The 16,005-nt window shown below is 66.8% G+C and carries 15 protein-coding genes; 12 read left to right on the top strand and 3 right to left on the bottom strand.

The annotated features are described in order from the left end of the window. Positions 1-98: 98 nt before the first annotated feature. From tsf to CETAM_RS08200, 4 genes are all read left to right on the top strand, one after another. The gene (gene tsf, locus CETAM_RS08215) at positions 99-926 is read left to right on the top strand and encodes a translation elongation factor Ts (RefSeq protein WP_156228408.1); all 828 of its coding nucleotides are present in this window, start codon (positions 99-101) and stop codon (positions 924-926) included. A 224-nt stretch (positions 927-1,150) separates the two neighbouring features. Then, complete coding sequence (pyrH, locus tag CETAM_RS08210; protein ID WP_231587647.1) at positions 1,151-1,837, top strand: UMP kinase; 687 nt, start codon at positions 1,151-1,153, stop codon at positions 1,835-1,837. Between the two features lie 99 nt (positions 1,838-1,936). After that, positions 1,937-2,494 carry a ribosome recycling factor gene (gene frr / locus CETAM_RS08205; RefSeq protein WP_156228406.1) on the top strand — a complete coding sequence of 186 codons (558 nt, stop codon included), beginning with the start codon at positions 1,937-1,939 and terminating at the stop codon, positions 2,492-2,494. Between the two features lie 54 nt (positions 2,495-2,548). Next, a complete protein-coding gene (locus tag CETAM_RS08200) occupies positions 2,549-3,430 on the top strand; it encodes a phosphatidate cytidylyltransferase (RefSeq protein ID WP_231587402.1) in 882 nt (293 codons plus the stop codon). Here the strand turns inward: CETAM_RS08200 and CETAM_RS08195 are convergent. After that, a complete protein-coding gene (locus tag CETAM_RS08195; protein ID WP_156228405.1) occupies positions 3,427-3,876 on the bottom strand; it encodes a LapA family protein in 450 nt (149 codons plus the stop codon). The genes CETAM_RS08200 and CETAM_RS08195 overlap by 4 nt on opposite strands. Before the next feature lie 104 nt (positions 3,877-3,980). Here CETAM_RS08195 and rlmN point away from each other — a divergent pair, with 104 nt between their 5' ends. Genes rlmN through CETAM_RS08180 form a run of 3 tightly spaced genes read left to right on the top strand, consistent with a single transcriptional unit; the run spans position 3,981 to position 7,510 of the window. Further along, on the top strand, positions 3,981-5,078 hold the full coding sequence (rlmN, locus tag CETAM_RS08190; RefSeq protein WP_156228404.1) for a 23S rRNA (adenine(2503)-C(2))-methyltransferase RlmN: 1,098 nt from the start codon (positions 3,981-3,983) through the stop codon (positions 5,076-5,078). A 28-nt stretch (positions 5,079-5,106) separates the two neighbouring features. Continuing rightward, entirely contained in the window at positions 5,107-5,916 is an 810-nt protein-coding gene (locus CETAM_RS08185) for an ABC transporter ATP-binding protein (protein WP_156228403.1), read from the top strand. Continuing rightward, complete coding sequence (locus CETAM_RS08180) at positions 5,909-7,510, top strand: hypothetical protein (protein WP_156228402.1); 1,602 nt, start codon at positions 5,909-5,911, stop codon at positions 7,508-7,510. Before CETAM_RS08185 ends, CETAM_RS08180 begins: the two co-directional genes overlap by 8 nt. A gap of 57 nt (positions 7,511-7,567) precedes the next feature. Here CETAM_RS08180 and CETAM_RS08175 read toward each other — a convergent pair whose 3' ends face one another. Next, entirely contained in the window at positions 7,568-8,068 is a 501-nt protein-coding gene (locus CETAM_RS08175; RefSeq protein ID WP_156228401.1) for a DUF2631 domain-containing protein, read from the bottom strand. A gap of 88 nt (positions 8,069-8,156) precedes the next feature. Here CETAM_RS08175 and dxr point away from each other — a divergent pair, with 88 nt between their 5' ends. The 5 genes from dxr to map all read left to right on the top strand — a co-directional run bounded on the left by dxr (position 8,157) and on the right by map (position 14,595). After that, on the top strand, positions 8,157-9,326 hold the full coding sequence (dxr, locus tag CETAM_RS08170) for a 1-deoxy-D-xylulose-5-phosphate reductoisomerase (protein ID WP_156229442.1): 1,170 nt from the start codon (positions 8,157-8,159) through the stop codon (positions 9,324-9,326). A gap of 9 nt (positions 9,327-9,335) precedes the next feature. Further along, entirely contained in the window at positions 9,336-10,547 is a 1,212-nt protein-coding gene (locus tag CETAM_RS08165) for a M50 family metallopeptidase (protein WP_156228400.1), read from the top strand. A 45-nt stretch (positions 10,548-10,592) separates the two neighbouring features. Further along, on the top strand, positions 10,593-11,756 hold the full coding sequence (gene ispG, locus CETAM_RS08160; RefSeq protein ID WP_156228399.1) for a flavodoxin-dependent (E)-4-hydroxy-3-methylbut-2-enyl-diphosphate synthase: 1,164 nt from the start codon (positions 10,593-10,595) through the stop codon (positions 11,754-11,756). 70 nt (positions 11,757-11,826) lie between these two features. Next, positions 11,827-13,689, top strand: coding sequence for a penicillin-binding transpeptidase domain-containing protein (locus tag CETAM_RS08155; RefSeq protein WP_156228398.1), 1,863 nt, complete (start codon positions 11,827-11,829; stop codon positions 13,687-13,689). A gap of 18 nt (positions 13,690-13,707) precedes the next feature. Next, entirely contained in the window at positions 13,708-14,595 is an 888-nt protein-coding gene (gene map, locus CETAM_RS08150; RefSeq protein WP_156228397.1) for a type I methionyl aminopeptidase, read from the top strand. Here the strand turns inward: map and mtr are convergent. Beyond that, positions 14,592-15,989, bottom strand: a complete 1,398-nt coding sequence (mtr, locus tag CETAM_RS08145; RefSeq protein ID WP_197085699.1) for a mycothione reductase — start codon at positions 15,987-15,989, stop codon at positions 14,592-14,594. The genes map and mtr overlap by 4 nt on opposite strands. Between the last annotated feature and the right edge of the window lie 16 nt (positions 15,990-16,005).

Genomic DNA, 16,005 nt, shown 5'->3' with positions numbered 1-16,005 from the left:
TTTAGGCCCCCGCCGGTCGTGCACGCGGCGGGGGCCTAAACCATCGACTACGCTCTGTGAACGAAAACCGTTCCGATATGAGGAGGATCGCCCAGACTATGGCGAACTACACTGCTGCAGACGTCAAGAAGCTCCGCGAGATCACCGGCTCCGGCATGATGGACTGCAAGAAGGCGCTGGAGGAATCCGCAGGCGACTTCGACAAGGCCATCGAGATCCTGCGCGTCCAGGGCGCCAAGGACGTCGGAAAGCGCGCCGAGCGCAGCGCCTCTGAGGGCCTGATCGCCGTCTCCGGCAACACCATGGTGGAGATCAACTCCGAGACCGACTTCGTCGCCAAGAACGCCGAGTTCAAGGAGATCGCAGCGACGATCGCCCGGGCCGCCGCCGCAGCCAAGGCCAACTCCCCGGAGGAACTCGCCGCCGCTGACGTCGACGGCCAGCCTGCCGGCGACGTGATCCAGGAGCTTTCCGCCAAGATCGGTGAGAAGCTCGAGCTGCGTCGCGCCACCACCATCGACGGTGACAAGGTCGCGGTTTACCTGCACCAGCGTTCCGCCGACCTGCCCCCGGCAGTCGGCGTCCTGGTCGCCTACACCGGCGAAGGTGCAGAGGCAGAGACCGCCGCCAAGGCCGCAGCCATGCAGGTTGCCGCCCTGAAGGCCGGTTACCTGACCCGCGAGGACGTCCCGGCCGAGGTCGTCGAGAAGGAGCGCTCCATCGCCGAGCAGATCACCCGCGAGGAGGGGAAGCCGGAGCAGGCCATCCCGAAGATCGTCGAGGGTCGTCTCAACGGTTTCTACAAGGATGTCGTCCTTCTGGAGCAGGCCTCTGTCGCCGACTCCAAGAAGAGCGTCAAGCAGGTCATGGATGACGCAGGCGTCACCCTGACCGGTTTCCGCCGCTTCGAGGTCGGCCAGGCCTAAGCAGCCTGAAGCCGCCTCACGCTTCAACAGGTGACCGCCGTGTCTCCCCGAACCAGGGGAGCGCGGCGGTTTCCGCATGTCCCGGGCCTCTCATGAATACCGGGTGAGGGGGCCTAGGGGATAGGATGGATCCGGTTCAATCGACCCTCGCCCCACCCAAAGGAGAATCCACGGTGACCACCGCTGAAAGCACCACCCCCAAGAGGACCAGCTACAAGCGAGTCATGCTGAAGCTGGGGGGTGAGATGTTCGGCGGCGGCACTGTCGGCATCGACCCGGATGTGGTCGAGAACGTCGCCCGCCAGATCGCCGAGGTCGCCCGCACGGGCGCCGAGATCGCCGTGGTCATCGGCGGCGGCAACTTCTTCCGCGGTGCGGAGCTCCAGCAGCGCGGCATGGACCGCGCCCGCTCCGACTACATGGGCATGCTCGGCACGGTGATGAACTGTCTGGCTCTCCAGGACTTCCTGCATCAGCAGGGCATCGACTGCCGGGTCCAGACCGCCATCAACATGGCACAGGTGGCCGAGCCCTACCTTCCGCTGCGCGCCTCCCGCCACCTGGAGAAGGGCCGCGTGGTCATCTTCGGCGCAGGCATGGGTATGCCCTACTTCTCCACCGACACCACCGCCGCACAGCGTGCGCTGGAGATCGGCTGCGACGTCCTGTTCCTGGCCAAGGGCGTGGACGGCGTCTACTCGGACGATCCCCGCACCAACCCGGAGGCCGAGCTGTACACGGAGATCACCCCGCGCGAGGTCATCGAGAAGGGCCTGAAGGTCGCGGACGCCACCGCCTTCTCCCTGTGCATGGACAACGACATGCCCATCCTGGTGTTCAACCTGCTCACCGAGGGCAACATTGCCCGTGCGGTCGCCGGTGAGCAGATCGGCACGCTGGTCAAGTCCTAGGGGCGTTCGTCCCTGTCCTGGTAGATTGATGCAGGATTACCCCTGCGCAGAATTTGCAGGCGCGTCACAAGGCACCGACAACAGAAAAGGAAATACCTCATGATCGACGAGATCCTCCTCGAGTCCGAGGAACGCATGTCCAACTCGGTTGAGCACACCCGCGAGGACCTGACCACGATCCGTACGGGACGCGCCAACCCTGCCATGTTCAACGGCATCGTCGCCGAGTATTACGGTTCGCCCACGCCGATCACCCAGATGGCGACCATTTCGGTGCCGGAGCCGCGCATGCTCATCATCAAGCCCTACGAGATGGGCCTGATGAACGATATCGAGAAAGCCATCCGTAACTCGGATCTGGGTGTCAACCCGACCAACGACGGCCAGGTTCTGCGCGTGAGCATTCCGCAGCTGACCGAGGAGCGTCGCCGTGACATGGCGAAGATGGCCAAGGGCAAGGGGGAGGACGGCAAGATCGCCATCCGCAACATCCGCCGTAAGGGGATGGAGCAGCTGAAGAAGCTCCAGAAGGATGGCGACGTCGGCGAGGACGAGGTCCAGACCGCGGAGAAGGAGCTGGACAAGATCACCCAGGGTTACGTCGCGCAGGTCGACGAGCTGGTCACCCGTAAGGAAGCGGAACTGATGGAGGTCTAGTCCTCCGCTGTTTCCCGAATTCCCCCCTTTTCCACATCATCCAGGAGGCTCCAGGTGAGCGACGCAAGGCGCCTTGCTCCGGCGGGTCACCTGCCGAAACCGAAGAACAACCCCGGTCGTAACCTGCCGGTTGCCATCGCCGTCGGCGCGATCCTGGGGACACTGGTTCTTCTGGCGGTGTGGATCGGCCCGGTGGGCTGGTACCCGCTCGTGGCTGCTGCGGTGGCCGTGGCGACGTGGGAGGTCATTTCCCGGTTGCGGGAACGGTCCTACCAGATCCCCCTGCTGCCGATGATCCTGCTGGGGCAGCTCATGGTGTGGATGTCCTGGCCCTTCGGCACGAAAGGGCTGGTGGCGGCGTATGTGACGGCGGTGCTGGGCGCGATGTTCGGCCGTCTCTTCTATCACGGTCGCACCACGGCACCGCAGAACTATCTGCGGGACACCTCGATGGCGATCTTCGTCCTCACGTGGATCCCGCTTTTCGCCTCCTTCGCGGCGATGCTCTCCCTCATCGCCTCCGACGGGGTGCCCGGGGGTTTGTACATCATCACGTTCATGCTGTGCGTGGTGGCCTCGGACACAGGTGGTTTCATCGCCGGAGTGATGTTCGGGTCACACCCCATGGCCCCGGCGGTGAGCCCGAAGAAATCCTGGGAGGGCTTCGCGGGTTCCGTCGTCGGCGGTTCCGTCACGGGCGCGCTGACCGTTGCCCTGCTCCTGCAGCACGAGTGGTGGGTCGGTGCCTTCATGGGCGTCGGCCTGGTTGTCTGTGCGACGCTCGGCGACCTGGTGGAGTCCCAGTTCAAACGCGAGCTGGGCATCAAGGACATGTCCACCCTGCTCCCGGCCCACGGTGGTCTCATGGACCGGCTCGACGGCATGCTGCCTTCGGCGATGGTGACCTGGCTGGTGCTCAGCCTGCTGGGTAGTTAGCCCTTCCGCGTTTTCCGCACCTGACGGCGCAGCTCCAGCATCCGCACGGCACCGACCAGTGCCATGATCAGCGCGCCGGTGATCGCGGCGAAGAGGAAGCCGATGCCGATCGGGAACTGGAAGGTCCACGCGAACAGGTTGAGTTGAACCTGTTGCTGGTTCTGCAGGATGAACACCAGCAGACCGATGAGCAGCAGCGCGCCGATGATCAGCGCGGCCCAGGTGCCGCTGGCCACGGAGCCCCGGACCTTCGGCTTCTCCACCTTCTCCTGCTTCACCTTGTGATGTTCAGGTTCTGTCACGGTCGCGGGCAGATTGGCCGTCCCGTGTTCCTCGGCGTAGATATCCCGGTGTTCGTCGAGGTGGGCGGCAGGCGGTTCGTTGCGGACTGAGGGGTTGGTGTCGTAGACGGGATCATCCCCGTACTGGGAGTTGGAACGTGTCATACCATCATTCAACGCTGTGGCTGCGACCTTCGCCACGGGATGTGCCGATCAATGGGTGACCAATTGGGTGATGCCACCCCCGTCGTGCAAGGATGGGAACTATTATGGCCGAACCTGTGACCCTCCAGTTCTCCGCCCCGAAGAGGGGCATGCCGCCCACACACTTCGCCGACCTCACCACCGAGGAGCGCGTCGAGCGCATCACCGCCCTCGGCCTGCCGAAGTTCCGTGCCGACCAGATTGCCCGCCACTACTACGGGCGTTTCGAAGCCGACCCCTCCACCATGACCGACCTGCCGGCAGACGCCCGCGAGACGGTGGCGAAGGATCTTTTCCCCACCCTGCTGTCCCCGGTGCGCAGCATCAGGACCGACAACGGTGACACCACCAAATCACTCTGGCGCCTCAACGACAGCACCCTGCTGGAATCTGTGCTCATGCGTTACCCGGACCGGGCGACGCTGTGCATCTCCTCGCAGGCGGGCTGCGGCATGGCGTGTCCGTTCTGCGCCACCGGCCAGGCCGGCCTGGACCGTAACCTCTCCGCCGCGGAGATCGTCGATCAGGTCCGCGCCGCGGCCGCCGAGATGGAGGCGGAGGGTTCACGCCTGACCAACATCGTCTTCATGGGCATGGGGGAGCCGCTGGCCAACTACAAGCGCGTCGTCTCCGCCGTCCGACAGATCACCCAGCCTTCGCCGCAGGGCTTCGGCATCTCGCAGCGCAACGTCACGGTGTCCACGGTCGGTCTGGCACCGGCGATCCGCAAGTTGGCGGATGAGGACATGAGCGTGCGCCTGGCCGTGTCCCTGCACACCCCGGACGATGAACTGCGTGACACCCTCGTGCCGATCAACAACCGCTTCTCCATCCAGGAGGTGCTCGACGCCACCCGCTACTACGCGGAGAAGTCCGGTCGTCGTGTCTCCATCGAGTACGCCCTGATCCGCGACATCAACGACCAGGACTGGCGCGCCGACCTGCTGGGTAAGAAGCTGCACAAGGCCCTCGGCCCCAAGGTGCACGTCAACCTCATCCCGCTCAACCCCACCCCGGGTTCGAAGTGGGACGCCTCCCCGAAGGAGCGCCAGGAATCATTCGTCCGTCGTGTCATCGCCCAGGGTGTGCCGTGCACGGTGCGTGACACCCGCGGTCAGGAGATCGCCGCCGCCTGCGGACAGCTCGCGGCAGAGGAGAGATAGGGCAGATCGACGGCGTAGCTTGGGAGGCATGCCTGTTCCTCACCTGCCTCCCCTCGTCCCTGATCCGATAACCCAGGCGCTCTCCGTCCGTGACCTGACGAAGGTCTTCGGGGAGCAACGGGCCGTCGACAAGCTCTCCCTCGACATCCCGCGCGGCTCCATCTACGGCGTGGTCGGTCCGAACGGCGCCGGCAAAACCACCATGATCACCATGGCGGCGGGGCTGGCGCGCCCAACCGGGGGGCGGGCCTGGATTGCGGGCCACGACGTGTGGGCTGACCCGATGCCCGCCAAACGCGCGATGGGTCTGCTCGTCGACGGCGTCCCCGTCTTCGACCGTCTCTCGGGTCGGGAGTACCTCTCCTACCTCGGCGGGTTGCGCGGCATCGAGCCCCGGGAGGTGGGGCGCCGGTCCACGGAGCTTCTCGACGCCCTCGGTCTCGCCGACGCCGGCGGCAAGTTCATCGTCGACTACTCGGCGGGCATGACCAAGAAGATCCTGCTGGCCGGCGCGCTGCTGCACAACCCGGAGATCCTCATCCTCGATGAGCCCCTCGAGGCCGTCGATCCGGTGTCGGGCCGGCTCATCCAGCAGATTCTGCGCGACTTCGCCGCCCGCGGCGGCACCGTGGTGTTGTCATCGCACGTCATGGAGCTGGTGGAGGGTCTGTGCGACCATGTCGCCATCATCGATCACGGGCGGGTGCTGTCCGCCGGACACGTCGACGACGTCCGTCAGGGGTCTTCGCTGGTGGACACCTTCGTCGGTTTCGTCGGTGGGGGAGAGCTGGCGGAGGGCGCGCTCGGCTGGCTGCGTGGGGAGGTCGACCATGAGTGAGACCACCCGTCTGCTCCTTCGTCTGCAGCGCACGCTGTGGGTCCGGACGATGAAGGGCAATCCCTCGGCGTGGACCATGATCGTGCTCATCGGCATCTACACGCTGCTGGGCATGGTCAGTCTCGCGGCGACGGTGTGGCTGCTCGCCCCGTCCGACCGGTGGTGGGGGATGGTCGCCGTGGTGGGGATCGGCACGCTCGCCTACCTGGCGGTGGCCGTGGTCATCCCTTCCGGCGAGGCGCATCTGCACGCCGGCGACTTCGCCTCCCTGCCACTCACCGCCCGGCAGCTGCTGCCGGCGATGGCCTGGTCCACCCTGCTCAACAGCCGCGGCGTCACCGCGGTGGTGGCCACGACGCTGACCACCGTCTTCGCTGTCATCCTGCTCCTCAACTCAGGCCATGCCGCGGCTGCTGTGCTCGTTGTTCCGGTCATGGTGGTGGCGTTGGCGCTCACGCTGCTGCTCGGGGAGGTGGTGCTCAGCGTCAGTTCGGGGGCCGGCCGGGTGTCCTCGGAACGCACCACGGTCATCAGCGGCGTGCTGGTCCTGGTCATGATCTTCGGCTTCAACCTCCTCATGTCCTACGGCGTGGAGAACATTCCCCTGGACCGCATCGGGCGGATCTTCGCCTGGACCCCTGTCGGTGCGGCCCCGGCGATGGTGGCCTCCCTCATCGACGCGGATTATCTGTCCGCCCTGGCCCGGCTGGGTATCGTCGTGGCCACGTTCTTCCTGGGGGGCCGGTGGTGGCTGGGCACGGTCACCCGGCGACTGGATGCGCCGCTCGACGCGATGCAGCGGGTCACGGCGGGGGAGAAGGGTCCGGCCGACCAGGAGGAGACCGTGCTTCTCCGTGGCCTGCCGTACACCCCGGCCGCGATGATCTACTCCCGTGCGGTGCGCTATTTCCGGCGCGACCCGCGGATGCTGGGCAGCCTGGTCACCTATCCGGTCGTCGCCGTCGTCCTCCTGGTGCAGGGCGTGCTGGTCGACGATTCCGCGATGCTTCTGGGCATGGTCATTCTGGCCCTGGTCGTCGGCTCCCTGGCCACCAACGACTTCGGCTACGACGGCCCGGCCGTCTGGCTGCACATCATCTCCGGGGTGCCCGCCCGCACCATCCTGCTCGCACGGCACCTCGCCTCACTGTCGCCGATGATCGCGCTGCTCCTGCTTTTCGACGCCGCCGTCATCCTCCTCACCGACAACCGCACCATCGCGCTGCTCATCGCCGCCGCTTCGGTGGGCGTGGTCCTCTCCGTGTCGGCGCTGGCGCTGTTCCTGACCACCCGTAACCCGTTCCCCACCTCGCGGCCGGGCACCAGCCCCTGGTCGGACAAGGCCGGCTTCTCCGGGGCTGCCTTCGTGGCGGCGTTCGCGTCGCTCCTGCTGGGTTGGGTGCCGTCCGCCCCGGGCGGTGCGCTGATCGCCTTCGGGTATGGCGCCGGGCGCCTCTGGCTCGTCCTCCTCGGCCTGGTTCTCTCCCTGGTCATCCCCGCCGCCGTCTACTGGCTCAGCCTGCGGGTGAGCGTGCGTCGGGTGGAGGCGCGGATGCCGGAGATCTACGCCCGGGTCGAGCACTGGGTGAACTGATGCGGGCATGAAGAAACCGCCCTCCCGAACGGGAGGGCGGTCAACTTCCGCACGCTGCTAGTGCTTGGCGTGCTTGGCGTCCAGCTCGCGCAGGTGCTGCACGCGGGCCGGATCGATGTTCATGGAACGCAGCTGGGAGTCGGTGAGACCGGAGTAGGCGCCCGACAGGGTCTTCTGGTCGTAGGACCACTCCGGCTCGCGGTGGCCGATCGGCTGGTTGCGCGCGGTCAGGGTGCGGACCTGGTTGAGCTTCGGCTCGAAGAGGTGGATCAGCAGTCCGACGGCGACCAGGGCCGCGATGGTCAGCAGCCAGATGGTCTCGACATGGCCCTCGTGGTTACCGAAGTTGTAACCCAGCAGGATCAGCACACACACCCAGCCCGAGACCTGGACGGTGGTGCGGGACAGCTCGCTCCAACCGAGTGCAGCAGACGGCACATCCAGGGTGGAGGTTCCGTTGTGAACCTCAGGCACGATCTCGTGGGAAGCAGCCACGTTCTTCTCCTTCTCATGAACGTGCAGCACCCGGACCGGGCGCAGGGCACGTCTCTGCGTCATTTACTTGCTTCACATCTTTGCACATACCTGCCAGGGTTGCGACTGAATACCCCCGGGAAACGCCGGGTGACAGAATGGGTCCGTGACTATCTCCGGTGTTTCCCCCAGGCGTATTCTCCTCCTCGGCTCGACAGGATCGATCGGCACCCAGGCCATGGAGGTGGTGCTGGCCAATCCCGACCTGTTCGAGGTGGTCGGCATCGCCGCGGGTGGTTCGGCCCCGGACCTCGTTGTCTCCCAGGCGTGTCAGCTGGGGCTGGCCCCGGACCGGGTCGCGGTGGCCGACGAGCAGGCCGCGTACACCGTGAGCCGTGCGCTGGGGGGCGCGGTCATCGCCGGCCCGGACGCCGCAGAACGACTGGTCCGGGAGGTGCCGGCTGACACCGTCCTCAATGCTCTGGTCGGTTCCCTCGGGTTGGCGGCCACCCTGGCCACGATCGAGCTCGGCCAGACCCTGGCGCTGGCGAACAAGGAGTCCCTCGTCGCCGGCGGTGACCTGGTCATGGCGGCCGCGGCCGAAGGACAGATCGTGCCGGTGGATTCCGAGCACTCCGCGATGGCACAGTGCCTCCGGTCCGGAACGGAACGGGAGGTGGACCGCCTGGTGCTGACCGCCAGCGGCGGCCCTTTCCGCGGACGGGACCGCAGGCAGATGTGGGACGTCACCCCGGAGCAGGCCGCCGCACACCCGACGTGGTCGATGGGGCAGATGAACACCCTCAACTCGGCGACGCTGATCAACAAGGGTCTCGAACTCATCGAGGCGACCCTTCTCTTCGGCATCCCGGCCCAGCGTATCGACGTCACCGTCCACCCTCAGTCGATCATCCACTCCATGGTCACCTTCACCGACGGCGCGACCATCGCGCAGGCCTCGCCCCCGTCCATGAAGCTGCCGATCGCCCTGGCCCTGGCCTGGCCGAACCGGGTCCCGGAGGCTCAGCCCGCGCTTGATTTCACGCAGGCGCACGACTGGCGTTTCGAGCCGCTTGATGACATCGCTTTCCCCGCCGTCCAGCTCGCCCGCGACGTCGCCCATCGCCGCGGTACCTTCCCGGCGGTGTACAACGCAGCCAACGAGGAGGCCGCGGCCGCCTTCCTGCAGGGGAGGATCCGGTTCCCGCAGATCGTCGACACCGTCGCGGAGGTTGTCGCGGGGGCCGACCGTTATGCTGGTGTACCGTCTACCGTCGACGACATCCTGGCGGTTGAGCGTGAGGCCCGGGTACGGGCGAACGCGATCGTCGACAAGCTCTAGAGGAGATACGTGGGCGCCTACCTGTTCGGCGTGGCCCTGTTCGCCCTCGGCATCGCGGTGACCATCGCGCTGCATGAGGCGGGCCACATGTTCACCGCCCGTGCCTTCGGGATGCGGGTCCGCCGTTATTTCATCGGCTTCGGTCCGACCGTGTGGTCGACCAGGCGCGGCCACACCACCTACGGTGTGGCCGCCCTGCCCTTCGGCGGGTTCTGCGACATCGCGGGCATGACCGCGCAGGATCCGGTCACCGAGGAGGAGGCCCCGCACGCCATGGTGAACAAGCCGTGGTGGCAGCGGGTCATCGTGCTCTCCGGCGGCGTGGTCACGAACGTGCTGGTGGGCATCATCATCCTGTACGGGATCGCCGTGACCAGCGGACTGCCCAACCCGGACGTGGACACCACCCCGACGGTGGGGGAAGTCACCTGTGTCTCCGACCAGGTCGACGCACAGACCCTCTCGGAGTGCACGGGCACCGGCCCGGCGGGTGCGGCCGGCGTGCGGGTCGGCGACCGGATCCTCGCCATCGACGGCGAGGAGATGGCCGACTTCCGCCAGGTCCGCGAGACGGTGATCTCCCGCCCGGGCGAGGACGTCGTACTCACCATCGAACGCGACGGGCGGACCCTGGACATCACCGTGCCGGTCGAACCCGTCACCCGACTGTCCGCGGAAGGCGCCTCCTTCGAGGCCGGGGCCGTGGGTCTGAGCAGTGCACCCATCACGAATGCGGTGAAGTCCTACGGTCCGGTCGAGGCGGTGCCCGCGACCTTCGCCTTCACCGGCCTGCTTCTCGAGGGCACCGTGCAGGGCCTGATGTCCTTCCCGGCCAAGCTCCCCGGGGTCGTCGCCTCGATCTTCGGCGCCGAACGCGACATGGAGGGACCGATGAGCGTCGTCGGCGCCTCCCGCGTGGGCGGCGAACTGGTGGAGCGTTCCCTGTGGGACGTGTTCTGGATGATGCTGGCCTCGTTGAACTTCTTCCTCGCGCTGTTCAACCTCGTCCCGCTGCCGCCGCTGGACGGCGGACACATCGCGGTGGTGCTGTGGGAGAAGGTCCGGGACTTCTTCCGCCGCCTGCGCGGCCTCGCCCCGGCGGGACCCGCGAACTATGAGAAGCTCCTGCCGCTGACCTATGCCATGGCAGCCGTCCTGCTCACGATCGGCATGCTGGTCATCGTCGCTGACGTGGTTAATCCTGTGAGGTTATTCGGCTAGAGTAGGATCATCCCTTTACCCGAACGCCTGAGGAGAAATAGTAACGTGTCGACCTCCATCGGACTTGGAATCCCGGCCTCCCCGCCGCCCACCCTGGCGCCGCGCCGGAAAACCCGCCAGTTGATGGTCGGCAACGTCGGCGTCGGGTCGGAGCACCCGATCTCGGTGCAGTCCATGACGACCACCAAGACCCACGACATCAACGCCACACTCCAGCAGATCGCGCAGCTGACCGCCGCGGGTTGCGACATCGTGCGCGTCGCCTGCCCGAAGACGATCGACGCCGAGGCGCTGCCCATCATCGCCAGGAAGTCCCCGATCCCGGTCATCGCGGACATCCACTTCCAGCCGAAGTACATCTTCGCCGCCATCGACGCCGGCTGTGCCGCCGTGCGCGTGAACCCGGGCAACATCAAGGAGTTCGACGGCCGCGTCAAGGAGGTCGCCAAGGCGGCCGGTGACGCGGGCATCCCGATCCGCATCGGCGTCAACGGCGGCTCCCTGGACCAGCGTCTGATGCAGAAGTACGGCAAGGCCACCCCGGAGGCGCTCGTCGAGTCCGCGCTGTGGGAGGCCGGACTGTTCGAGGAGTACGGCTTCGGTGACATCAAGATCTCCGTCAAGCACTCCGACCCGGTCATCATGGTCGAGGCCTACCGTCAGCTCGCGGAGCAGAGTGATTACCCGCTGCACCTCGGCGTGACCGAGGCCGGCCCGAAGTTCCAGGGCACCATCAAGTCCGCCGTCGCCTTCGGCGCCCTCCTCTCGCAGGGTATCGGCGACACCATCCGCGTGTCCCTGTCGGCCGATCCGGTCGAGGAGATCAAGGTCGGCGACCAGATCCTGCAGTCGATGAACCTGCGTCCCCGCAAGCTCGAGATCGTGTCCTGCCCGTCCTGCGGCCGCGCCCAGGTCGATGTGTACAAGCTCGCCGAGGAGGTCACCGCCGGTCTGGAGGGTATGGAGTTCCCGCTGCGGGTGGCCGTCATGGGCTGTGTCGTCAACGGCCCCGGCGAGGCCCGGGACGCGGACATCGGCGTGGCCTCCGGCAACGGCAAGGGCCAGATCTTCGTCAAGGGCGAGGTGATCAAGACCGTGCCCGAATCCAAGATCGTGGAGACCCTGATCGAGGAGGCCATGCGCATCGCCGAGGAACAGGGGCTCGAGGAGATCGCGGGAACCAAGGCGGAAATCAAGGTCACCCACTAGACACGGGGGCCTGGAGGGCGTCCGGGCGCGCCTGGGTGCCCGGAAGCGGGCCGCCTGTTAACCTGCCTGCATGACCGGGACCGCAAGAACTCTGGTGGGGGCGTTGACAGTGCTGGTCAGCGTATTCACGCTCGCTTCCTGCACCCCCAAGCCGGTGGATGCTTCGCCCGTCGTCGAGGATTTCCTCGAGGCGCTGGCCACGCGCGACACGGAGACGCTCGCCTCCCTGGTGGACCTCCCGTCCAGTGCCCAGCCCGTCATCGACGCCACCTGGGACGGCCTGCAGGCGGAGTCCCTGAGCGCCACGCTGGGTGAGATCGACGTGCGGGAGAACATCGCCACCGCGCAGTACACGCTGGACTGGCGGTTGCCGCGCGAGCGCAACCTCACCTACGACACCACCCTCACCCTGACGAAGACGAACGAGGACTGGACCGTCCGCTGGCAGCCCACGCTGCTGCACCCGCGCCTGGGCGCCAACCAGCACCTCGAGCTGCACCCCGTGACGGCGGACCCCGCGAGCGTGGTCAGCTCGGACGGAGTGGAGATCCTCCAGCCCGGCACGATGTGGCGCGTCCTCGTCGACACCGACGACGTCGCGGACGTCCGGCCCGTCGCCGCCGACATCGCCGCGGCAGTCAATGCGGCCCACGACCGCGACAAGTCGGTGACGCGTATCGACGCCGCCGCCCTCGCCGAGCAACTCGACCGCGCCTCCGGCGTCTACTCCGTCGCGATGATCAACCCGGTGGAAGGTCCCCGGGTGGCGGAGGAGCTCAGGGACGTGGGCGGGGTCATCGTCAACGACGAGGCCGCCATGGTGAACAGGGACCCCTCCTTCGCGCCCGACATCATGGCGCGCGTGTCCGCCATCGTCGCCGCCGATCTCGACGGCACCAACGGCTGGCGGGTCACCGCGGTCAACGACTACGGCGCCCCCATCGACGACGTGGAGTACCACGCGGCGGAACCCGCGCCGGCCATCCGCATCGGCCTGGACCATGACATCCAGCAGGCCGCACAGCAGGCCGTGGATCTGCGGCCCGATTCGCAGGCCATGCTCGTGGCGATCCGCCCCTCCACCGGCCAGGTGCTCGCCGTCGCCCAGACGAAGGCAGCCGACGAGAAGGGCGACGTCGCCCTTTCCGGCCTCTATCCGCCAGGCTCGGTGTTCAAGATCATCACCGCCGCGGCGGGCATCCAGCAGCAGGGGCTCACCACGGGTTCGATCGTGCCGTGCCCGGGGTCGATGAACCTCTACGGTCGCGTGGTCATCAACTACAACCAGTTCGCGTTGGGCAACGTGCCTCTGGAACGCGCCTTCGCGTCCTCCTGCAACACCACCTTCGCGGACATCTCGACCAACCTGGCGCCGGGGGAGCTCTCCCACACCGCCAAGCAGTTCGGCCTGGGCATCGACTTCCAGATCCCCGGACTCCACACCGTCACCGGTTCCGTCCCGGAGGGCGAGACCCCGCTCGACCGGACTGAAGCCGGTTACGGTCAGGGCCTCGACCTAGCCAGCCCCTTCGGTCTTGCGCTGGTCGCCGCGACCGCCGCCCGCGGCGAGACCCCCGTCCCCGTGCTCATCGACGGCCACGCGACCACCGTCAGCGAGGAGGTTCCCGCACCGGATCCCGCTGTGGTGGACCAGGTCCGGCAGATGATGCGCTCCGTGGTCACCTCCGGTACGGCCCGGGGCATGCGGGCCGGCGGAGAGATCCACGGCAAGACCGGTGAGGCCGAGATCAACGAGGGATCCCACGCCTGGTTCGCCGGCTACCGTGCCGACGACGACATCGCCTTCGCCACGCTCGTGGTCCTCGGTGGTGGTTCCGAGTCCGCGGTCGCCATCACCGATCACATGTTCGTCACCCTCGACCAGATGCGCGCAGACCGCGAGCCGGACGCGGTTCCGGGGTCCGTCGGCTAAAGGGCTACCATGTCAGGCATGTCGAATCGTTCCCTTCTTGTCCCCGGTCAGCCCACCCCCATCCGCACCGTCCCGGACCACATCGAGCGCCCCGAGTACGTGTGGAAGGACGAGGTCCGGGAGAACGTCGGCGAGGCCTTCATCCAGCCCCCCGAGGTGATCGAGGCGATGCGCGAGGCGTCGAAGATTGCGGCCAACGCACTGAAGGAGGTCGGCAGGGCCGTCGCCCCCGGCGTGACCACCGACGAGCTTGACCGCATCGCCCACGAGTACATGCTCGACCACGATGCCTACCCGTCCACGCTCGGGTACCGGGGCTACACCAAGTCCTGCTGCACCTCACTGAACGAGATCGTCTGCCACGGTATCCCGGACACCACCGTGATGGAGGAAGGTGACATCGTCAACGTTGACGTCACGGCCTTCAAGAACGGCGTCCACGGTGACACGAACGCGACCTTCCTGGTGGGCGAGGTCTCCGAGGAGCACCGCCTGCTCGTCGAACGCACCCGCGAGGCCCTGATGCGCGGCATCAAGGCCGCGAAGCCGGGCCGCGAGATCAACGTCATCGGCCGGGTCATCGAGTCCTACGCCAACCGTTTCGGCTACAACGTCGTCCGTGACTTCACCGGCCACGGCGTGGGCCCGACCTTCCACAACGGCCTCGTGGTGCTCCACTATGACTCGACGATGTACCGCGACATCCTCGAGCCGGGCATGACCCTCACCATTGAGCCGATGATCAACCTCGGCAGCCTCGACTACACCATCTGGGACGACGACTGGACGGTGCAGAACGTGGACGGCAGGTTCACCGCCCAGTTCGAGCACACCATCGTGATCACCGACGACGGCAACGAGATTCTCACGCTCCCCGACGAGGACCAGCCGCAGTTCTCCGCCTAGAAGTCCAGGCCGAGTAGGGCGTTCTCCGTGACCTCGGGCAGTGCCGGGTGGATCCAGTACTGCTTCGTGGCCACTTCGCGGACGTCGAGGTCGAAGACCATGACCGTGATCATCTGCTGGATGAGCGTGGAGGCCTGGGGGCCGAGGAAGTGTGCGCCCAGCAGCCTGCCGGTGTCCTTGTCGGCGATGAGCTTGACAATGCCGCTGGTGTCCTCCAGTGCCCAGCCGTAGGCGACGTCGCCGTACTTCTGGATCTTCACCGTGACGTTGTGTCCCGCCCTGCGTGCCTCACGCTCGGTGAGACCCACCGTGGCGATCTGCGGATTGGTGAAGACCGCGGAGGGCACGTGCTCGTGGGGCATCTTCTGCAGGTCATCAGGGTGGAGCAGGTTGTGGCGCACGGCGCGCATCTCCGCGTTGGCCACGTGCTTGAGCATGAACGGCGAGGACACGTCGCCCAGGGCCCACACCCCCTCGGCGGAGGTGGAACGTCCGAATTCGTCGACGCTGACGCGGCCGTCCCCGGTTATCTCCACGCCACCGAGATCCAGGTCCATCTGGTCGCCGTTGCGGATGCGGCCGGTGGCGACGAGCAGGACGTCTGCGGTGATGGTGCCGCCGTCGTCGAGCGTGACGGTGATGCCGCCGTGATCCTGGACGGCGTCGGTGACGGTGCGGCCGATGCGGACGTCGTAACGCTTGACGGCGAGGTCGTTGATGCGCGAGCCGAGGTCGGCGTCGAGACGCCGGAGAAGCGCGGAGCGGCTGACGATGTGGACCTTGGTGCCGAGCCCCTCGAAGACGTGCGCGAACTCCATGGCGATGAAGCCGCCGCCCACGATGATGATCGACTGGGGCTGTTGCGGCAGACGCATGATGTCGTCGTTGGTGTGGTAGTGCACACCGGATTCGGCGATGGCCTCGGGAATCATCGGGCGGGAACCGGTGGCGATGATGATGCGGTCGCCGGAGATGGTCTTCTCCTCCGGGCCCTGGCCGGTGCGGAGGGTGCGCTGGCCGATGAAGCGGGCGTGCTGGTCGTAGACGTCGATGTTCGGGGTCTGCGGGCCACGGCGGTAGGTTTCTCCGCCCTCGGCGATCAGGTCGATGCGCTCATCGAACACCCGGGAGACGATCCCCGGCCAGTCGACGTGGTAGACCTGCGCGCTCAGACCCAGCTTGCCCGCCTCCCGGGCGGCCAGAGCGGTGTCCGCGGCATGGACGAACATCTTCGTCGGGATGCAGCCCACGTTCAGGCAGGTGCCGCCGAAGGTGCCCTTCTCCACGATGGCGATCGAGAGATCATCGAACTCCGGGCCGGGAATCGAGTTGCCCGAACCGGTGCCGATGATGATGAGGTCATAATGCTTGTCGACCTTCAGGTCAGCAGTCATGGGGGAGAAGCTCCTT

This window comes from Corynebacterium comes (genome assembly GCF_009734405.1).
In the GTDB taxonomy this organism is placed as follows: Bacteria; Actinomycetota; Actinomycetes; order Mycobacteriales; family Mycobacteriaceae; genus Corynebacterium; species Corynebacterium comes.
The sequence above is the reverse complement of the archived record's forward strand: the minus strand, read 5'-3'. Positions and strand labels throughout refer to the sequence as shown.